The sequence below is a fragment of the Sphingopyxis sp. CCNWLW2 genome, from assembly GCF_037095755.1.
Classification (GTDB): domain Bacteria; phylum Pseudomonadota; class Alphaproteobacteria; order Sphingomonadales; family Sphingomonadaceae; genus Sphingopyxis.
Genome location: NZ_JBAWKJ010000002.1, coordinates 394,626 through 412,832, shown reverse-complemented (window position 1 = coordinate 412,832; position 18,207 = coordinate 394,626). Strand labels below are relative to the sequence as shown.

The 18,207-nt window shown below is 63.6% G+C and carries 20 protein-coding genes; 15 read left to right on the top strand and 5 right to left on the bottom strand.

Going from position 1 to position 18,207, the window contains the following annotated elements; translation table 11 throughout:
* Positions 1 to 44 precede the first annotated feature (44 nt).
* Genes ispH through rnhA form a run of 3 tightly spaced genes read left to right on the top strand, consistent with a single transcriptional unit; the run spans position 45 to position 2,457 of the window.
* Positions 45 to 1,025, top strand: coding sequence for a 4-hydroxy-3-methylbut-2-enyl diphosphate reductase (ispH, locus tag V8J55_RS13080; RefSeq protein WP_336446074.1), 981 nt, complete (start codon positions 45 to 47; stop codon positions 1,023 to 1,025).
* A complete protein-coding gene (gene thrB, locus V8J55_RS13075; RefSeq protein ID WP_336446073.1) occupies positions 1,025 to 1,987 on the top strand; it encodes a homoserine kinase in 963 nt (320 codons plus the stop codon). Before ispH ends, thrB begins: the two co-directional genes overlap by 1 nt.
* Positions 1,984 to 2,457, top strand: coding sequence for a ribonuclease HI (rnhA, locus tag V8J55_RS13070; RefSeq protein WP_058538457.1), 474 nt, complete (start codon positions 1,984 to 1,986; stop codon positions 2,455 to 2,457). Before thrB ends, rnhA begins: the two co-directional genes overlap by 4 nt.
* A gap of 3 nt (positions 2,458 to 2,460) precedes the next feature.
* Here the strand turns inward: rnhA and V8J55_RS13065 are convergent, their stop codons facing one another.
* Together V8J55_RS13065 and V8J55_RS13060 are read right to left on the bottom strand one after the other, a co-directional pair.
* Positions 2,461 to 2,637: a YegP family protein gene (locus V8J55_RS13065; protein WP_081940566.1), complete on the bottom strand. Its 177-nt coding sequence runs from the start codon at positions 2,635 to 2,637 to the stop codon at positions 2,461 to 2,463.
* A 354-nt stretch (positions 2,638 to 2,991) separates the two neighbouring features.
* On the bottom strand, positions 2,992 to 4,122 hold the full coding sequence (locus V8J55_RS13060; protein ID WP_336446072.1) for an NAD(P)/FAD-dependent oxidoreductase: 1,131 nt from the start codon (positions 4,120 to 4,122) through the stop codon (positions 2,992 to 2,994).
* Between the two features lie 96 nt (positions 4,123 to 4,218).
* Here V8J55_RS13060 and V8J55_RS13055 point away from each other — a divergent pair, with 96 nt between their 5' ends.
* The 7 genes from V8J55_RS13055 to V8J55_RS13025 are packed head-to-tail and all read left to right on the top strand — an operon-like array spanning position 4,219 to position 11,279.
* Positions 4,219 to 4,701 carry an A24 family peptidase gene (locus tag V8J55_RS13055; protein ID WP_336446071.1) on the top strand — a complete coding sequence of 161 codons (483 nt, stop codon included), beginning with the start codon at positions 4,219 to 4,221 and terminating at the stop codon, positions 4,699 to 4,701.
* Between the two features lie 54 nt (positions 4,702 to 4,755).
* Positions 4,756 to 5,793: a Flp pilus assembly protein CpaB gene (gene cpaB, locus V8J55_RS13050; RefSeq protein ID WP_336446070.1), complete on the top strand. Its 1,038-nt coding sequence runs from the start codon at positions 4,756 to 4,758 to the stop codon at positions 5,791 to 5,793.
* Position 5,794: 1 nt separating this feature from the next.
* Positions 5,795 to 7,261 carry a type II and III secretion system protein family protein gene (locus tag V8J55_RS13045; protein WP_336446069.1) on the top strand — a complete coding sequence of 489 codons (1,467 nt, stop codon included), beginning with the start codon at positions 5,795 to 5,797 and terminating at the stop codon, positions 7,259 to 7,261.
* Between the two features lie 25 nt (positions 7,262 to 7,286).
* Positions 7,287 to 7,928, top strand: coding sequence for a CpaD family pilus assembly protein (locus V8J55_RS13040; protein ID WP_336446068.1), 642 nt, complete (start codon positions 7,287 to 7,289; stop codon positions 7,926 to 7,928).
* Positions 7,925 to 9,196 carry a pilus assembly protein CpaE gene (locus tag V8J55_RS13035; protein ID WP_336446067.1) on the top strand — a complete coding sequence of 424 codons (1,272 nt, stop codon included), beginning with the start codon at positions 7,925 to 7,927 and terminating at the stop codon, positions 9,194 to 9,196. The genes V8J55_RS13040 and V8J55_RS13035 overlap by 4 nt, the downstream gene beginning before the upstream one ends.
* A 57-nt stretch (positions 9,197 to 9,253) precedes the next feature.
* Entirely contained in the window at positions 9,254 to 10,222 is a 969-nt protein-coding gene (locus tag V8J55_RS13030; protein ID WP_336446066.1) for a type II secretion system F family protein, read from the top strand.
* Between the two features lie 13 nt (positions 10,223 to 10,235).
* Positions 10,236 to 11,279 carry a type II secretion system F family protein gene (locus V8J55_RS13025; RefSeq protein WP_336446065.1) on the top strand — a complete coding sequence of 348 codons (1,044 nt, stop codon included), beginning with the start codon at positions 10,236 to 10,238 and terminating at the stop codon, positions 11,277 to 11,279.
* A 58-nt stretch (positions 11,280 to 11,337) separates the two neighbouring features.
* Here the strand turns inward: V8J55_RS13025 and V8J55_RS13020 are convergent, their stop codons facing one another.
* Entirely contained in the window at positions 11,338 to 12,339 is a 1,002-nt protein-coding gene (locus tag V8J55_RS13020) for a fumarylacetoacetate hydrolase family protein (protein ID WP_336446064.1), read from the bottom strand.
* Between the two features lie 57 nt (positions 12,340 to 12,396).
* Positions 12,397 to 12,810 (bottom strand): hypothetical protein, encoded by a 414-nt coding sequence (locus V8J55_RS13015; protein ID WP_037515497.1) that lies wholly within the window; start codon positions 12,808 to 12,810, stop codon positions 12,397 to 12,399.
* 149 nt (positions 12,811 to 12,959) lie between these two features.
* On the opposite strand from V8J55_RS13015, the gene V8J55_RS13010 reads away from it, so the two are divergent.
* From V8J55_RS13010 to V8J55_RS12995, 4 genes are all read left to right on the top strand, one after another.
* Entirely contained in the window at positions 12,960 to 14,192 is a 1,233-nt protein-coding gene (locus V8J55_RS13010) for an ATP-binding protein (RefSeq protein WP_336446063.1), read from the top strand.
* 178 nt (positions 14,193 to 14,370) lie between these two features.
* Positions 14,371 to 14,577 carry a cold-shock protein gene (locus tag V8J55_RS13005; protein WP_037515275.1) on the top strand — a complete coding sequence of 69 codons (207 nt, stop codon included), beginning with the start codon at positions 14,371 to 14,373 and terminating at the stop codon, positions 14,575 to 14,577.
* A gap of 4 nt (positions 14,578 to 14,581) precedes the next feature.
* Positions 14,582 to 14,845, top strand: coding sequence for a translation initiation factor IF-1 (infA, locus tag V8J55_RS13000; protein WP_056374851.1), 264 nt, complete (start codon positions 14,582 to 14,584; stop codon positions 14,843 to 14,845).
* A gap of 229 nt (positions 14,846 to 15,074) precedes the next feature.
* The gene (locus V8J55_RS12995; protein ID WP_037515273.1) at positions 15,075 to 15,287 is read left to right on the top strand and encodes a hypothetical protein; all 213 of its coding nucleotides are present in this window, start codon (positions 15,075 to 15,077) and stop codon (positions 15,285 to 15,287) included.
* A 12-nt stretch (positions 15,288 to 15,299) separates the two neighbouring features.
* On the opposite strand, the gene V8J55_RS12990 is transcribed toward V8J55_RS12995, so the two are convergent.
* Positions 15,300 to 16,616, bottom strand: a complete 1,317-nt coding sequence (locus V8J55_RS12990; RefSeq protein ID WP_336446062.1) for an aspartate aminotransferase family protein — start codon at positions 16,614 to 16,616, stop codon at positions 15,300 to 15,302.
* Between the two features lie 241 nt (positions 16,617 to 16,857).
* On the opposite strand from V8J55_RS12990, the gene V8J55_RS12985 reads away from it, so the two are divergent.
* Positions 16,858 to 18,204 (top strand): glutamine synthetase family protein, encoded by a 1,347-nt coding sequence (locus V8J55_RS12985; RefSeq protein WP_336446061.1) that lies wholly within the window; start codon positions 16,858 to 16,860, stop codon positions 18,202 to 18,204.
* The last annotated feature ends 3 nt before the right edge of the window (positions 18,205 to 18,207 follow it).

The window sequence follows — 18,207 nt, the reverse complement described above, 5'->3', positions numbered from 1 at the left end:
GCGGCTTTACCCCGGATGCCTTGCTGCGCTAGAGCGCGCGCACCATGAACGCTCTCCATCCGATGACGCAAGCTGAAGGCAGCGAAGCGGCAGAACTCAAGGTTTTGATCGCGGCACCGCGCGGCTTCTGCGCCGGGGTCGACCGCGCGATCCGCATCGTCGAACTGGCGCTGCAGAAATATGGCGCTCCGGTTTATGTCCGGCATGAAATCGTCCACAACCGCTATGTCGTCGACTCCTTGAAGGCGAAGGGCGCTATTTTCGTCGAATCGCTCGATCAGGTTCCCGACGGCGTGCCCGTCGTGTTCAGCGCGCACGGCGTGCCCAAGGCGGTGCCGGCGAAAGCCGAAATGCGCGGGCTGGACTATATCGACGCGACCTGCCCGCTGGTGTCGAAAGTGCATCGCCAGGCCGAGCGTGCGCACGAGACGGGACGTCATATCGTCTTTGTCGGTCATGCCGGCCATCCCGAGGTCATCGGTACGCTGGGTCAATTGCCCGAGGGCGCGATGACGCTGGTCGAATCGGTCGACGACGTCGCGGTGCTGTCGCCGCCCGATCCCGATATGCTGTCCTTCCTGACCCAGACCACCCTGTCGGTCGACGACACGCGCGACATTATCGCGGCGCTGCAGCACCGCTTTCCGGCGATCACCGGACCGCGCGGCGAGGATATCTGCTATGCGACCTCCAACCGGCAGGACGCGGTGAAAGCGATCGCGGGCGAATGCGATCGCATGATCGTGATCGGCGCGCCCAACAGTTCGAACAGCCTGCGTCTGGTCGAGGTCGCCGAACGGCTGGGCACCCCCGCGCACCTTGTCCAGCGCGGGACGGATATCGATCCGGCGTGGCTGGCGGATATCGGCACGCTGGGCATCACAGCGGGCGCCAGCGCCCCGGAAACATTGGTCCGTGAGGTAATCGACGCGGTTGCGGCGGTACGTCCCATCGTTGAGGATGTCGTTGTTACCGCCGAAGAGAATATGGTGTTCAAACTGCCGCGCGGGCTCGAAGCAGCCTGATGGCGGTCTATACGCACGTCGAACCCGACGATCTTGCCGCCCTCGTCGCCCGATACGACATCGGCACCGTCGTATCGTGCAAAGGGATCGCCGAGGGCGTTGAGAACAGCAATTTCCTGCTCGAAACGACGGGCGGCCGCTTCATCCTGACGCTCTATGAAAAGCGGGTGAGCGAGGGCGACCTGCCCTTCTTTGTCGACCTGCTGAACCATCTCGCCAGCCAGAACTGTCCGGTCCCGGCGATGATCCGCGATCGAAGCGGCGTCGCGATCCAGCAGATCTCGGGCCGCGCGGCGTGCGTCATCCAGTTCCTGCCCGGCATCTCGCTGACCCAGCCAACCCCGGCCCAGTGCGAAGCCGCGGGCGCCGCGCTCGGCGCTATGCACCGCGCGCTCGAAGACTATGCGGGCGCGCGCGAAAACAGCATGGGTCACGCGCATTGGCGCGCCGTTGCCGAAGCGACCGGCGACCTTGATGTGGTGCTGCCGGGGCTTCAGTCGATCGTCGACGCGGAGCTGGCGTATCTCGACACCCATTGGCCGAGCGACCTGCCCGCGCATGTCATCCACGCCGACCTCTTTCCCGACAATGTGCTGATGCTCGGCGACCGGGTCACCGGCCTTATCGACTTCTATTTCGCCGCGAGCGATTTCCGCGCTTACGACCTCGTCATCACGCACGCATCCTGGGCCTTTTCCGCCGACGGAAAGCAATGCGATCCCGCGCGCGCCGAGGCGCTGATGCGCGGTTATGCGCGCGAAATCACGCTGTCGGACGCCGAAGTCGCTGCGTTGCCGCTGCTGGCGCGCGGCGCATCGCTGCGCTTCCTGCTGACGCGCGCGCATGATTGGGTGCATACGCCCGCCGACGCGCTCGTCACGCGCAAGGACCCGTCGCCGTTCCTTGCCCGCTTGCAGCGCTACAGCGCCCCCGACGCCGCCAGCCTGTTCGCCGTCGGATGAGTGAAAACACCGGCAAGACCGTGATCGTCGCCACTGACGGCGCATGCAAGGGCAACCCCGGACCCGGCGGCTGGGGCGCCGTGCTGCGCTGGGGCGACGTTGTGAAAAAGCTGTCGGGCGGCGAGCCCGACACGACGAACAACCGCATGGAATTGATGGCCGCGATCGAAGCGCTCGCCGCGCTCAAGCGCAGCTGCAACGTCGAGCTGTCGACCGACAGCGTCTATGTCCGCGACGGCATCACCAAATGGATTTTCGGCTGGCAAAAGAACGGCTGGAAAACTGCGGCGAAAAAACCGGTCGCCAATGCCGATCTGTGGCAGCGTCTGGTCAAGGAAAATGCGCGGCACAAGGTCGAGTGGATCTGGGTCAAGGGCCATGCGGGCCACGGCGACAACGAACTTGCCGACCAACTCGCGAGTGACGCAGCCCTCGAAGTCGCGCGGGCGCGCAGGGCACCCGCGCGCTAAGAATTATTCGGTTTCGCGCACTTCGGCGCCCGGGCCGTTCTTCAGGATCGAGTCGATGGCATTCTGTGCGGAGGCCTTGCTGCTATAGCCCTCGGTCCAGAAGATGGGTTCGCTATTATATTTGAAATAGGCGACAAATTCGCCGGCCTTGTTCTTCTTGATCTCGAAATAATGGGCCATGCCATCCTCCACAGGTCGGGCTATGCCGGGGGTGGCACAGCCAACACCATGTTAATCGGGTCGTTTCGCCGCGCAAGCGGTCAGATGGTCAGGGTCCGCACTCAATTGCAGCGGCGTCGAGGTTTGAAGCAAAATGGCTCAGTGCGAGGAGAGAAGGCGCAGGAATATGTCGATATTTCCAGACTTCTCGACGAAGCAATGGGCCATTTTGATCAAATCCCTTCGGGACGTCCAAATGGCTTCCATCTCGAACCGAAAGCCGCTTGCAAGGGCAACCAGCCCTTGCGGCGCGTCTTTCGGCCCGATTTGTTCGCCATTTGGGCGCCTCGACGCCGCTGCAATTGAGTGCGGACCCTAGGCGAAGCGCGATGGCGCGAAGGGCGCCGGGTCGACGCGGCCGATGGCGCCGCCGGGCGGCGGGGCGCCAAGCTCGGCCGCGAGCAAGGCGGCGATCGCCGGCGATGTCTGGATGCCAAAGCCTCCCTGCCCCGCGCACCAGATGAAGGCGCGTTCGTGCCGATCGGCGCCAAATACCGGCATACGATCGGGCGCAAAGCTGCGCAGTCCCGCCCATTTGCGCTCGACCGCAACGACCGGCCAGTCGACCACCGACTGCATCCGGTCGATCGCGAGCGCAACGTCGAGTTCCTCGGGCGCCGCGTCGTGCGGTGCGGTCGGCGTCTCGTCGTGGGGGGTCAGCCAGACGCGCCCCTCGCTCTGACCCTTGAAATAAAATTCGCCGCCGACGTGGATCACGAGCGGAAGGTCGGCGGGAACCGGAACGCCCAGCCGGACCTGCATCACCGTGCGGCGATAGGGCTGGATGCCGACCGGCGCAATTCCGCACGCGGCCGCGACCTCGTCCGCCCATGCCCCGGCGGCGTTGACGATCAGCGCGGCGCGGACCCGCCCGCTGCCCAACTCGACATCCCAACCGTCGCCGACACGGCGCGCCCGCCGCAACGGCGCGCGCGTGACCAGCGCCGCGCCGGCGCGCTTCGCTGCGCGAAGATAGGCCGCATGCAGACCGCCCACATCGATGTCGCGGCACGCCGCTTCATAGGCGGCTTCGCTCCATTCGGGGCGGAGGCCCGGAACCATGCGGGCGACCGCTGCGCCCGACATGCGCTCGACATCGACGCCTTGGGCCGCGAACTCGGCGGCGAAGGCATCAACTGCCGCAGCTTCGGACCGCTGGCCCAGCGTCAATGCCCCGCGCGGCGACAGGAAGCCATGATCGGAGAATTCGGGAGGCGGGCTGTTCAACGCCTCCAGCGATGCGTGGGTCAGGGGCTGCACCCCCACCCCGCCATAGCTTTCGTGCCAAAAAGCGGCTGACCGGCCCGTCGCGTGATAGCCGGGGGCATCCTCGGCCTCGACCAGCAGGACGCGGCGCCAGGGGGCCAGTGCCGCCGCCAGGCTTGCACCGGCGATCCCGGCGCCGACAATCAGCACATCTGTGGCGGAAGGCGGCGCGTCGGTCATGCCCGCCGCATATCGGTTGGCCCGCGGAATGCAAGCCGCAGTGTCCCCGGCGACATGGTTACTCTTTGGTAAGCCATGTTGCGTAGGAGAAAGCCGATGGAAAAAGGCACAATCGCGCTCGGCCTGATGGCCATACTCGGCCTGTTGATGGTTGCCGCGGCAATCAGCGACGTCCGGTCGCGCACCATCTCCAACGAGCTCAACGCCGCGATGGCGCTGCTCGCAATCCCCTTCTGGATCGCGAGCGGTTTTGCACTCTGGCCCGACATGCCGCTTCAGTTCGGGGCCTCCTTCGCGGTCTTTCTCGTTTTTGCCGGCCTGTTCGCGATCGGCGCGATGGGCGGCGGCGATGTAAAAATGATCGGCGCCGTGATGCTCTGGATCCCGCTTCCGCTGTTCATGCCGACACTCATGGTCATGGCCATCGGCGGCGGCATCCTGTCGGCTGCGATGCTTATCCATATGAAATTGCGCCCTTCGGACAAGCCGGTCGAGGTTCCCTATGGGGTTGCCATCGCCGCTGCGGGCCTTTGGGCGCTTCACCAACAATATCTTAACCAGTTTCAGGTTATCGGATGACCTGAGGGAAAAGCACGACCGTCTCTGGTGGGTGCAGGAGGGCGACAAATCGTCATGGATACGCGAAAGATTATGCTGATCGTCGGCGCGCTGGTGATTGCCATCAGCGCAGCGTTCGGGGTCAACCAGATGATGCGCGGGGCAGCCACTCCGCAAGCGCGTGCAGCCGCGGCGCCGGACATTACCGGTCCGATGATCCTTGTCGCGACGCGGCAACTGCCCGTCGGCACGATTGTCGGTCCGGACAGCTTTCGCTTCCAGCCCTGGCCCAAGGAATTGGTCGAAAAGGCCTATTTCATGAAGGACAAGACCGACGTGAACACGTTGGTCGGCACCGTCGTGCGCTATCCGATCACCGCCGGCCAGCCGCTGACACAAGGCGCACTCGTCCATCCCGACGATCGCGGCTTCCTCGCCGCGGCGCTTGGCCCGGGCATGCGTGCCGTTACCGTCAAGGTCAGCCAAGAACAGGGCGTCGCCGGTTTCGTCTTTCCGGGCGACCGCGTCGATGTGGTGCTGGCTCAGACGATCTCTGTCGAGGAAGGCAGCAGCTTTCCTGACAAGCAGATATTCACGGCCGAGACGATCGTTCGCAATGTCCGCATATTGGCGACCGATCAGCGTTATGACGCCGAGGATGAAACCGGGAAGACCCCGGTTCGCACCTTTGGCTCGGTGACGCTCGAAGCCACGCCGGAAATTGCCGAGAAGATCGCCGTCGCGCAGGACATGGGCAAATTGTCGCTCGCACTGCGTCCGCTAGCCGAAAGCGCCGGCGAACTCGATGCGGCCATCGCGTCGGGCGACATCAATGTGCCGGCCAAGGGCGGCTCCGTGGCGGAAAAACGGATGCTCGCCGAAGCCGCCGCACGTCCGGTTGCCAGCCGCTCGACGGTGACCACGGGCGGCGACGTGTCGCGCTTCTGGATCCCGGTGCGCGGCCGCGTGAACCCCTCGCGGGCGCCGCAGGCTGCGACGAATGGTGGCGGCTTCATGCCGTCTAATGGGGGCGCCGTGTCCGTTCCGACCGGTCCGGTCGTGCGCGTGACCCGCGGCGACAAGATGACCGAAGTTCCGGTTGGGGGTAAGTAAGATGAACAGCACAGCCAAATTCAAGGCGGCGGCTCTGGCCCGCACCCTGGCCATCGGCCTGGTGGCAGCCACGCTGGCAGCGGCACCTTCGGCGCCCGCTATCGCCCAGGCCGTCCAGAATGCCAGCAGCAGCATCGAACTGTCGGTGGGCCGCGGCCGCCTGGTTAGCCTCCCGGCCTCTATGTCCGACGTCTTCGTCGCTGACGACGCGGTCGCCGACGTCCAGGTTCGGTCGAACCGCCAGCTCTATATCTTTGGCAAGAAGCCAGGCGAAACCAGCATCTATGCCACCGACGCCAGCGGCCGGGTCGTTTTCTCGACCGTCGCCCGCGTCGGCAACAATATCGAGACGATCGACCAGATGCTGTCGCTCGCCATGCCCGAGGCCAGCATTTCGGCCAACCCGATGAACGGCTTTGTGCTGCTCACCGGGACGGTCCAGTCGCCCGACGATGCCGCCGAAGCCGAACGGCTGGTGCAGGCGTTCGTCGGCGAGCAGACGAAGGTTCTGTCGCGGCTGCGTACGGCGACGCCGCTGCAGGTCAATCTGCAGGTCCGCATTGCCGAAGTGAACCGCTCGCTGGTCAAGGAAATGAGCGGCAACCTCATAACACAAGACGTTACGGGCGGCTTCCTGGGCGGGATAGCCCGTGGTCGCAGGGCTGGCACGATCACCACCAATCCCGACGGCAGCACCTCTTATACCTTCAACACGATCCCCGGAACGAACACCCTCGCCGGAGCGGGGCGCCTGTTCGGTCTCGATCTGATCGCCTCGCTCGACGTCGGCGAACGGTCGGGCATGGTCGCAACCTTGGCCCAACCGAACCTGACCGCCATTTCGGGTGAAACGGCCGATTTCCTCGCAGGCGGCGAATTCCCGATCCCCGTCCCCGGCAACTTGGCCGGTACGACGATTGAGTATCGCAAATATGGCGTCAGCCTGTCCTATACGCCGACGGTGCTGTCCAACGGACGGATCAGTCTGCGTGTTCGCCCCGAAGTATCGGAACTGTCGACCGAAGGCGCGATCGTGCTGCAAAACTTTCAGGTGCCCGCGCTGACGATCCGCCGCGCTGAAACCACGGTCGAACTCGGCTCGGGCGAAAGCTTCATGATCGCGGGATTGCTCAACAATCGCTCGATCGGCGCGATCGACAAAATCCCTGGCCTCGGTGATATTCCGGTGCTTGGGACGCTGTTCAAGTCCGACAGCTTCCGGCGCGGCGAAACCGAACTCGTCATCGTCGTAACCCCCTATCTGGTTCAGCCGGTATCGGCGAACGACATCAAGCTCCCGACCGACGCTTATCAGGATGCGAACGATCTGCAGCGGTTGCTGCTCAACCAGACAAGCAACGGCGTGACAGGCGGCGATCGCCCCAAACCGCGGCTCGACACCTCGGTCGGCGACGCTGATCGCCCGCGGGGCAGCGGCGACGCATCGCCCGGCTTCAGCATCAAGTGAAGCGCCGGATTTCAGGAGCAAAGTGATGAAAAAAATCGCAACTTGGACGGTCCTGGCTCTGGCCACGTCGCTCGCCGGCTGCACTGGCGCGGCGGTCAGCAACCGCAGCCTCGAGTCGGTCCACCAGCCCGTCGTGCGCAATGCCATCTATCAATTCGATGTTGCCGCTTCGAACGGCGAACTGCCGCCCAGCGAACAGGGCCGCCTGCAAGGCTGGCTCGATTCGATGGGGGTTCGTTATGGCGACCGTGTCGCGATCGAAGATCCGTCAGCCTATGGCACCGGCTCAGCACTGGCGACCGTCCGGTCGATGGTCGAACGCCGCGGGCTGCTGCTCAGCAGGGACGTCCCGATAACGACCGGCGCGGTGCCGCAGGGCCATCTGCGCGTCGTCGTGACCCGGGCGACGGCATCCGTGCCCGGCTGCCCCAATTGGGACAGCAAATCGTCGATCAACCCGACCAACTCGACGTCGTCGAACTATGGCTGCGCGATCAACAGCAACCTCGCCTCGATGGTCGCCGATCCGAACGACCTGATCAAGGGCGCCAGCAACACGGGCAGCGATCCGACGGCGGCGACGCGCGCGATCCAGACCTATCGTACCAAACCCCAAACCGGTGCAGGCGAACTGACCAAAGCACCTACCAGCGGAGGCGGCCAGTGAACGCTCCTTTCAAATCAGCAGGCGCGCGTGATCCCTTCAACGCCTTCGTCTGCGACGACGATACGCTGGATCTGATCCGCGCCGCGGTCAACGACATGGGCTGGCCAATCGAAAAATGTAATAAGGGTGGCCTGCGCAACGCCGTGCAGTCGCTTTCGGTTTCCGCCAGCCCGAACATCCTGTTCGTCGACATGTCGGAATCGGGCGATCCGATCAACGACATCAATGCGCTGGCCGAAGTCTGCGAGCCGGGTACTGTCGTGATCGCCGCGGGTCAGGTGAACGACGTTCGCCTGTACCGCGACCTTCTGTCCAGCGGTATCCAGGATTATCTGCTGAAGCCGCTGTCGCTCGACCAGGTCCGCGAATCGCTCACCATGGCGCAAGCCATGCTGTCGGCGCCGAAGCATGCCGATATGCACGACGACAAGCCGCATCACATGATGGGCGTTGTCGGTGTACGCGGCGGCGTCGGTGCGTCGCTCGTCGCGACTTCGCTCGCCTGGGCGATCAGCGAACAGGCGGGCCGACAGACGGCGCTGCTCGATCTCGACATTCATTTCGGCACGGGCGCGCTGACACTCGACCTCGAACCGGGCCGCGGCTTGATCGACGCCATCGACAATCCCAGCCGCATCGACGGGCTGTTCATCGAACGCGCCATGGTGCGCGCGTCGGACAAGCTCAGCCTGCTGTCGGCCGAAGCGCCGATCCATCAGCCGGTGATGACCGACGGTTCGGCCTTTTTCCAGCTGGAAGAAGAACTGCGCTCGGCCTTCGAGATGACGATCGTCGACATCCCGCGCCAGGTGCTGATCCCTTTCCCGCACCTCGTGTCGGAAGCGGGTACGATCCTGCTCGTCAGCGACGTGACGCTCGCCGCGGCGCGCGACACGATCCGCCTCCTGTCCTGGTTCAAGCAGAACATCCCGGGCGCGCGCGTCATACTCGTCGCGAACAAGTTTCAGAACGCCATCGGCGAGCTGTCGCGCAAGGAATTCGAATCGTCGATCGAACGACCGATCGACATCGTCATCCCGTTCGATCCGAAGCTGGTCGCCCAATCGGCAAAGCTCGGCAAATCCTATGCCGAAACATGCAAAGGCACCAAGTCGGCGCTGGTGTGGAGCAACCTGATGCGCATCATCCTCGACGGCGCCGATGTCGAAGCCGAGGAAGCGCAGATTGTCACCGCAAAGAGCAAATCGGGCGGCTCGCTGCTCGGCAAGCTCGGCCTGACGAAAAAGGGCGCGAAACAGGCGGCGTGACGGCGCGCCTGACGGGCCGTCACCACCTCCAGCGATAGAAGCGGACATCAGCTGACCATGAATCTGCCAGTCATCCTTATCATCGCCGGGGCCTTTCTGGCCTTTGCCCTCCTCGTGATCCTGCTGGGCGGGCCGTCGGCAGGCCAGGCGAAAACGCGACGGCTGGCGATGGTCAAGGATCGCCATGCGGCCTCGACCGAAGCGGTGGTGGCGGCGCAGATGCGCAAGACGATCCAGTCGGGCCGCAATGGCGATTCATCGCTGGCCGCGTTGCTGCCGCGCCGGGACGAGCTGGAAAAGCGCATCCGCCGGACCGGCAAGACCTGGACGCTGACGCAATATATGTTCGCGTCGATGATCGTGTTCGTCGTGGCAACCGGCGGCATGCTCATCGTGCGCGCGCCGTTCCTGATGGCCGCGTTGGTTGGATTGCTCCTCGGGCTCGGCTTGCCCTATCTTGTCGTGGGCATGACGATCAACAGGCGTGTCAAGGCGTTCAACGCCCGCTTTCCCGACGCTATCGACCTGCTGGTCCGCGGCCTGAAATCCGGTCTGCCGGTCACCGAAACCTTCCAGGTGGTAAGCCAGGAACTTCCCGGGCCCGTCGGCGAGGAATTCAAGGGCGTCGTCGAACGCATCCGTATCGGCAACACGATGGAAGCGGCGTTGCAGGAAACGGCGGAAATGCTCGGCACGCCCGAATTCCAATTCTTCTGCATCACGATCCAGATCCAGCGCGAAACGGGCGGCAACCTGGCGGAAACACTCGCCAATCTGTCCGACGTTTTGCGCAAGCGCGCCCAGATGAAGCTGAAGATCAAGGCGATGTCGTCCGAAGCGAAAGCTTCCGCCTATATCGTCGGCGCACTGCCCTTCTTTGTGTTCGGCGTCGTCTGGACGGTGAACCCCGGCTATTTGGCGGGCTTTTTTGTCGAAGAGCGGCTCATCATTGCCGGATTGGGCGGGCTTGTCTGGATGAGCATCGGCGCCGGCATCATGGCCAAAATGGTCAACTTCGAAATCTGACGGGGGCATATAAATGAACAGCGGCCTCCTTCTCTCTTCGGCTTTCTCCGGCGCACAAGCCGGGCCGAAAATCCTCGGCATCGACGTCGTTTGGGCCGGTACAATGCTCGCGGCGGTCGGCGTCTTTGCCGTCCTGTTCGCGATCTACAACGCGTTGACCGTTCGCAATCCGATGACCAAGCGCGTCAAGGCGCTGAACGATCGGCGCGAGCAGTTGAAGGCGGGCATCACCGCCTCGACCGCGAAACGCCGCGCACGGCTCGTCCGCAAGAACCAGACCGCCGACAAGATGCGGACCTTCCTCGGCCGGCTTCAGGTGCTGCAGGAAGGACAGGTCAAGGAGGTTCAGCAAAAGCTGGCACAGGCCGGTATCCGGTCGAAGGATCTCGCCGTGGCGGTCATTTTCGGCCGCATGGTGCTGCCGATCATCTTCGGCGGCCTCGCTCTTTTCCTGATCTATTGGGTCGATATGTGGCCCGACCTGACGTCGTTCAAGCGGTCCATGTATACGATGGGCGCCTTGATACTCGGCTACAAGGCACCCGACCTTTTCGTGGACAATAAGCGGCAGAAGCGTACGCACGCGATCCGCAAAGGCTTGCCCGACGCGCTCGACCTGCTCGTCATCTGCGCCGAAGCCGGTTTGACGGTCGACTCCGCTTTTGCCCGCGTCTCGAAGGAACTGGGCCGGGCGTATCCCGAACTCGGCGAAGAATTCGCGCTGACGTCGATCGAGCTCGGCTTTCTGACCGAACGCCGCCAGGCTTTCGAAAACTTCGCCTATCGGGTGAATCTGGAATCGGTGAAGGGCGTGGTCACGACCATGATCCAGACTGAGAAATACGGCACGCCGCTCGCCAGCGCGCTTCGTGTCCTGTCGGCCGAATTCCGCAACGAGCGCATGATGCGCGCCGAGGAAAAAGCCGCACGCCTGCCTGCGATTATGACGGTGCCGCTAATCCTGTTCATTCTGCCGGTGCTGTTCGTCGTCATCCTGGGCCCGGCGGCCTGTTCGCTGAGCGACGCGATGTCCGGCGGCAGCCTGGGCGCCAAATAGCCGGCAACAGCGGCACGAAATAGAGAGAGGGCGGAAACAATTCCGCCCTCTTTTGCTATCAGCCCACGCTCTGTTCGATCGCACCGAAGATGCTGTGATGCCGGTCGTCGTCCATCCAGATACGAACCGCGTCGCCCTTTTGCATGAACGGCGTCTTGGGTTCGCCCTGCTGGATCGTTTCGACCGTCCGGACTTCGGCCAGGCAGCTATAGCCGAGACCGCCAGCGGCGATCGGCTTGCCCGGCCCGCCATCGGCATCGCGGTTCGACACCGTGCCCGACCCGATGATTGTACCCGCGCCCAGGTCGCGCGTTTTGGCCGCATGCGCGATCAGCGCACCGAAATCGAAGGTCATGTCGACCCCGGCGTCGGCGCGCCCGAGCGGCTGGCCGTTGAGGTCGACCGATAATGTGCCGTGCAGCTTGCCGTCCTTCCAGCGATCGCCCAGCGCATCTGGCGTCACGAACACAGGCGACATCGCGCTCGACGGCTTCGACTGGAAAAAGCCAAAGCCCTTAGCGAGTTCCGCCGGGATCAGGCCGCGCAGCGACACATCGTTAGTCAGGCCAACGAGCAGGATCGTCTCGCGTGCTGCGGCGGCATCGATCCCCTTGGGCACGTCGCCCGTCACAACCACCACTTCGGCCTCCATATCGCAGCCCCACGCGGGGTCGCCGAGCGGGATCGGGTCGCGCGGTCCCAAAAAGGCGTCACTGCCGCCCTGATACATCAGCGGATCGTGCCAGAAGCTGTCGGGCATTTCGGCGCCGCGTGCCTGCCGCACCAGCGCCACATGGTTCACATAGGCGCTGCCGTCGGCCCACTGATAGGCGCGCGGCAGTGGCGATGCGGCATCATGTTCGTGAAAGCGATCCTTCGGGATCGCGTCGTGGTTGAGATCCTCGGCCAGTGCCGCGAGGCGGGGAGCGGCATAGGCCCAATTGTCGAGCGCCGCCTGCATCGTCGGGACGATCTGGCCGGCGTCGGCGTACCAGGCAAGGTCGTCCGAAACGACGACCAAGCGGCCGTCGCGGCCCTGTTTGAGCGAAGCTAGTTTCACGGGAACTCCTTTGGTTGACGATGCGGCCGAACCGACATCGCCTCAAAGGAGCGAAAATCAGCGCGTCATCGTGATCGATGCGAAACAGGTAAAGCCGCTCTGTCCCGCCTGCAAGCGCCGGATATATTGGAGATAGGCCTGCGACTGATTGTACGTCGTGCCGGGCAGCGTCTGCCCACGGAACGCGCGCTTCACTTCCTCGCCCGTGAATGGGCGCACCGAGCCCGGAAATGCGCCCTTGGTGCCCGGCGGGACCAGCTTGCCCGCGGTATCGATATATTTGCCGGCGCCCGTCGGGCCGGGAACGGGAATCTGGCAATTCATCACCGACACCGCGGTCTGCGCAAAGGCGGGACGGATCGTCAACGCGGCGGAAACGCCAACGGCGCCGAGCGCGAGCATCCTGCGCCGCGACGGGATGGCTTCGTCCGTCTCCACGGGATTTTCGGCGGGAATGTCGCTATTTTCCATGTTGCGCGCATAACCCAATGAAGCGCCAAGGAAAAGCAAAAGACGGGTCGCCGCCTTGCCCTTCCCGCTTTGGGACATTCGCGGCCAGGACGTTAATTGCCGTAAACATCCTTGCGCACCATCACCGCTTCGTGCGAGGCGCAATGGCGATGTTCGATCGCCTTTCCAGCCTGGTCATCGCTTTGACGCTGGTCGCCATCGCGGCGATTTTCGCTACGCTGACCGGCGGCGACCCGCTGTCGATCGCCATAATGGTGCTCGCAGGCTTTCTCGCCGCCGCCACCGTCTACAGCGCGCTTCCGGTCGCCTTGCCCGACGCGAAGGGCGTCACCCCCGAAACCGCGCCCGCCCCGCCCGTCTCCTTGCTCCGCCATCCCGATTTTGCCCATTGGGTCGATCAGGAAAAGGAGCCCTTGATCGGCACCGCCGACAATATCGTCACCATCGCCAACGACGCCGCGATCCGGCTGCTGGGCCGGCACATCGTCGGCGCCGACGTCCGCACCGCGATCCGCCATCCCGCGGCGACCGACTGGCTGTCACGGATCGACGGGCAAGACCCTCTCGAAACGGTCAATCTGATCGATTTTCCGCGCCCCGGCCAGCGCTGGACGATGCGCATCGCCGCGCTGTCGGGCAGCGAATATATCATCTTCCTGTCCGACCGGTCGGCGATCGACGCCGCCGACCGCATGCGATCCGACTTTGTGGCCAACGCCAGCCACGAACTGCGCACGCCGCTCGCCGCGATCCTCGGCTATGTCGAAACGCTCCAGGAAATGAACGGCGAGGCCGACGCGCCGACGCGCAATCGCTTTCTGTCGATCATCGATCGCGAAGCGCGGCGGATGCAGCAGCTCGTCATCGACCTTCTGTCGATTTCGCGCGTCGAGGCCGACCGTTTTCGCCGCCCAACAACGCCGGTCGATCTGGCCGTCATCGTCCAGACCACGATCGCGCAATTGCGCGATAGCGAACAGCCGCGCACCAAAGACATCGTCGCCCGGCTGGGCGACGCCCCGCAACCGGTGCTCGGCGACGAGGCGCAGTTGGGGCAGCTCGCGCACAATATCATTTCGAACGCGATGAAGTACGGCCACGCGGGAACGCCGGTAACGGTCGAACTGGTGCGCGAGGGCGGCCGTGTGCGGCTTGCGGTCAGCGATCAGGGCGACGGCATCGCGCCCGATCATCTGCCGCGCCTGACCGAACGCTTCTATCGCGTCGACGAAGCGCGCAGCCGTTCGGTGGGCGGCACGGGTCTCGGCCTCGCCATCGTCAAACACATCAGTGAGCGTCATCAGGGACAGCTCGACATCGACAGCGAAGTCGGCAAAGGCACGCGCGTTTCGGTGGCCTTTCCCCTGCTCGCGCAGGCATGACGGCGCGCGAATCCAAGCCTATCCTTGACTTTTCATAGCTCAAGCCCCATCTTCAGCAGGCTATCGTCGCCTACGACGGATTTTTTTGCCTGATTGGCGGACACTTCCATCCTCACGCTACCTGGCGCCATCGGCATATGGCCGGTGGTAACTCCGCTTCCGTGAAAGGAACGACCCCATGCCCATCGGCACCGTAAAATTCTTCAACACCGAAAAAGGTTATGGCTTCATCGCGAACGAAGACGGCTCGGGCGATAATTTCGTCCACATCACCGCCCTCGAACGCGCCGGAATGACGACGCTGAACAAGGATCAGCGCGTTTCCTATGATCTGGAAACCGACCAGCGCGGCAAAACCGCCGCCGTCAACATCCAGTCGGCCTGATCTTTTGGCCAAAGAGGAACTACTGACCCTCGACGGCCAGATCGATGAAATCCTTCCCGACGGACGCTTTGGCGTCGTTCTGGAAAATGATCATCGGATCATCGCTTACACGGCAGGCCGGATGCGACGTTTTCGCATCCGGTCGGTCGTGGGCGACGCCGTACGCGTCGAAATGACGCCTTACGACCTCACCAAGGGCCGCATCGTTTATCGCGATCGCGGCGCCGGTCCGGCCGGAGGCGGGCCCCGCAAGGGAAATCGACGCTGAATACCCAACCAAAACAAAATAATGATTACAGGATATTATGAACTTTAATTTGAATGCATTTCCCTCCCTTCTTCGGCCCTATTCCGCGATCGATGCGCGGGCCGAAAAGCCAGCGCGGCGATCGCCGACGCTGACGCGGCGCGAACTTCGCCGCCTGATCGCCCAAATGGTCGACTGACCTCTCCGGTTCAAACCGACCTTCAACACCCTAACCCTAAGGATTTCCGCCATGTCGAACACCAGCGATTTCTACCTGATCCAGGCAGACAAATGCGCGGCCGACGCGGCGGAAAGCACATTGTCGCAAGTCCGCGACCGCAATCTGCGCGCCGAACAGGCGTGGCGCACGATGGCCGAGCGGCTGATCCAGACCGAAGCCACGCGCGCGCGGCAAGTCGCGGCGGCAGCCGCCAAGGCGGAAGCCAACGTCGCCGCCGACTGACGGCTATTCCCGTCAGTCGATGCGGCCCAGAAATTCGGCAATCTTCCCGAACATCTCGTCAATCTGCGTCTTTTTGACGATCAGCGGCGGCGATAGCGCAATGATGTCGCCCGTCGCGCGAACAAGCAAACCATTGTCGAAGCAGGCGTGGAACAGTTCCATCGCGCGCGCCGTCGGCGCTCCTGCACGCGGCTCGAGTTCGATGCCCGCAACCAGCCCGATCGTGCGAATATCGATGACATGGCGCGCGCCTTTCAGGCTGTGCGCAGCATCCTCCCAATAGCTGCCGAGTTCATTCGCGCGGTCGAACAGGCCATCGCGCGCATAGAGATCGAGCGTCGCAAGACCCGCCGCGCTAGCGAGCGGATGCCCCGAATAGGTGTAGCCGTGGAACAGCTCGATCCCGCCCGGCACGCTGTCGATCACCGCATCGTGGAGGTCGCGTTTCACCGCGACCGCGCCCATCGGCACCGCCGCGTTGGTCAGCCCCTTCGCCATCGTGATGATGTCGGGCGTCACACCCCAGGTCCCCGCCGCGGTCGCGCCGCCTATTCGGCCGAACGCGGTTATGACCTCGTCAAAGATCAGGATGATACCATGCTTGTCGCAGATTTCGCGCAGGCGCCGAAGATAGCCGACCGGCGGCACAAGCACCCCGGTCGAGCCCGCCATCGGTTCGACGATCACCGCCGCGATCGTGTCGGCGCCGTGCAGGTCGACCAGCCGCTGGAGATCGTCCGCCAGTTCCGCGCCATGCTGCGGAAAACCGCGCGCGAAGGCGTTGCGTTCGATGTCGTGCGTGTGGCGAATATGGTCGACGCCGGGCAGCCCGCCACCGAAGGTGCGGCGGTTGTTGACGAGGCCGCCGACGCTGATCCCGCCAAAGCCCGTGCCATGATAGCCGCGCTCGCGCCCGATCAGCCGCGTGCGCGTTCCCTGCCCCTTGGCACGCTGGATGTTCAGCGCAATTTTCAGCGCCGTATCAACCGATTCGGATCCGCTGTTGGTAAAGAATATCCGATCGAGCCCGTCGGGCATCAGCGCGGCAAGCCGCTGCGCCAGTTCGAACGGCAACGGGTGACCCAGCTGGAAAGTCGGCGCAAAATCGAGCGTTGCTGCGGCTTTGGCGATCGCTTCGGTGATCTCGGGCCGGCAATGCCCCGCATTGCTGCACCAGAGGCCCGACGTGCCGTCGAGGATGGTCCGCCCGTCGGCGCTTTGGTAATGCATGCCGCTCGCGGAGACGAGCTGGCGCGGGTTCGCCTTATACGCGCGGTTGGCGGTAAACGGCATCCAGAAGGACGCTAGATGGTCGTTTTCTCCCCGCATCGCCTCAATCTCCTTCCAGCATATTCAAATGCGACTATCGCGCGGCGCCGAGGATGCGGCGGATGCGGGGTCAAGTCCAGTATGACCAAGATGACGGGGCGCCGATTTCGCGCAAGCGAAGAATCCGGCATGAAATGATACCGAAGATGGCCGGATAACCGCCCCCTCTGGCGCTGCGTCCAACCTTACGATACGCTGGCCTTTCCACAGACGGGCCGAGCCTCGGCCCAATCGGGGGCGCATGTCAGTCAATCTGGAACAATGGATCAGCGACCATAAAATCGACGAAGTCGAATGTATCGTCCCCGACATCAACGGGGTCCAGCGCGGCAAGGTGCTGCCGGCCAAGAAGTTTCTGTCATCGGTGAAGGACAAGTCGCTGCGCATCCCGGGCAGCGTCTTCATCTGTACGATCGACGGCCATTATCCCGAGGATATCGACGACATCTGGGACAAGGATCCCGACAAGATATTGATCGCTGACCCGACCACGATCTGCGTCGCGCCCGGCTTCACCTCGCCCACCGCCTTCGTGATCGCCGACGCGTTCAACGGCGACGGGACCGAGGTCGATATCGCCCCGCGCACGATCCTGAAGAAGGTGCTCGGCCTCTACGCCGAAAAGGGCTGGAAACCGATCATCGCGCCCGAAGTCGAATTCTATCTCGTCTCGCAAAATGCCGACCCCGATTTCCCGCTGACCCCGCCCGTCGGCCAGTCGGGGCGCAGCGAAACCGCGAGCCAGCCCTATGGGCTGGAGGCGATGAACGAGTATGAGGATATCATCGATCATATCTATGACGATTGCGAGCTGATGGGGCTCGATATCGACACGATGATCCACGAAATGGGCGCCGCACAGCTCGAGGTCAATTTCGAACATGGCGACCCGCTGCGGCTCGCCGACGAGGTCTTCCTGTTCAAGCGCGTCGTGCGCAACGTCGCGAAGCAGCACGACGTCTACGCGACCTTCATGGCAAACCCGATGGCGGGGCAGCCGGGCAGCGCGATGCATATCCACCAGTCGGTGGTCGATGCGGTGACCGGCAAGAACCTGTTTTCGGTCGCCAACGGCCGCGATAGCGCGATGTTCCGCAGCTATATCGCCGGGCTCGTGCGCTACATGCCGCAAATCTCGCCGCTATGGGCGCCCAATGTGAACAGTTTTCGCAGAATGCGTCCTGACAGCGCGGCGCCGATCAACGTCCAGTGGGGCGAGGATAACCGCTCGTGCGGCTTCCGCGTTCCGATTTCGGACAAGAATAACCGCCGCGTCGAAAACCGCCTGCCGGGCGCCGACAGCAACCCCTATCTCGCGATCTCCGCCTCGCTGATCTGCGGCTATATCGGGATGGTCGACCGCATGGTGCCCGCAAAACCGATCACCGGCAGCGCCTATAACCGCGCCCGCACCCTGCCGCGCACGCTCGAAGCCGCACTCGATCGCTTCGCTTCGTGCAAGAAGGTTCGCAATCTGCTCGGCGACGACTTCTTCGAAATCTTCTTCGCGGTGAAGGATTATGAGCTGTTCAACTACCAGTCGGTCGTGTCGAGCTGGGAACGCGAACATCTGTTGATGCGGGTCTGACCG

Excerpts from the sequence above, each read along its gene's own strand:
- V8J55_RS13015 (WP_037515497.1), bottom strand. The coding sequence starts at position 12,810 with ATGGAAAATAGCGACATTCCCGCCGAAAATCCCGTGGAGACGGACGAA.
- V8J55_RS12985 (WP_336446061.1), top strand. The coding sequence starts at position 16,858 with ATGTCAGTCAATCTGGAACAATGGATCAGCGACCATAAAATCGACGAA.
- V8J55_RS13065 (WP_081940566.1), bottom strand. The coding sequence starts at position 2,637 with ATGGCCCATTATTTCGAGATCAAGAAGAACAAGGCCGGCGAATTTGTC.
- V8J55_RS12990 (WP_336446062.1), bottom strand. The coding sequence starts at position 16,616 with ATGCGGGGAGAAAACGACCATCTAGCGTCCTTCTGGATGCCGTTTACC.
- V8J55_RS13005 (WP_037515275.1), top strand. The coding sequence starts at position 14,371 with ATGCCCATCGGCACCGTAAAATTCTTCAACACCGAAAAAGGTTATGGC.
- V8J55_RS13010 (WP_336446063.1), top strand. The coding sequence starts at position 12,960 with ATGTTCGATCGCCTTTCCAGCCTGGTCATCGCTTTGACGCTGGTCGCC.
- V8J55_RS13045 (WP_336446069.1), top strand. The coding sequence starts at position 5,795 with ATGAACAGCACAGCCAAATTCAAGGCGGCGGCTCTGGCCCGCACCCTG.
- rnhA (WP_058538457.1), top strand. The coding sequence starts at position 1,984 with ATGAGTGAAAACACCGGCAAGACCGTGATCGTCGCCACTGACGGCGCA.
- thrB (WP_336446073.1), top strand. The coding sequence starts at position 1,025 with ATGGCGGTCTATACGCACGTCGAACCCGACGATCTTGCCGCCCTCGTC.
- V8J55_RS13040 (WP_336446068.1), top strand. The coding sequence starts at position 7,287 with ATGAAAAAAATCGCAACTTGGACGGTCCTGGCTCTGGCCACGTCGCTC.
- V8J55_RS13060 (WP_336446072.1), bottom strand. The coding sequence starts at position 4,122 with ATGACCGACGCGCCGCCTTCCGCCACAGATGTGCTGATTGTCGGCGCC.
- cpaB (WP_336446070.1), top strand. The coding sequence starts at position 4,756 with ATGGATACGCGAAAGATTATGCTGATCGTCGGCGCGCTGGTGATTGCC.
- V8J55_RS12995 (WP_037515273.1), top strand. The coding sequence starts at position 15,075 with ATGTCGAACACCAGCGATTTCTACCTGATCCAGGCAGACAAATGCGCG.
- ispH (WP_336446074.1), top strand. The coding sequence starts at position 45 with ATGAACGCTCTCCATCCGATGACGCAAGCTGAAGGCAGCGAAGCGGCA.
- V8J55_RS13030 (WP_336446066.1), top strand. The coding sequence starts at position 9,254 with ATGAATCTGCCAGTCATCCTTATCATCGCCGGGGCCTTTCTGGCCTTT.
- V8J55_RS13055 (WP_336446071.1), top strand. The coding sequence starts at position 4,219 with ATGGAAAAAGGCACAATCGCGCTCGGCCTGATGGCCATACTCGGCCTG.
- V8J55_RS13025 (WP_336446065.1), top strand. The coding sequence starts at position 10,236 with ATGAACAGCGGCCTCCTTCTCTCTTCGGCTTTCTCCGGCGCACAAGCC.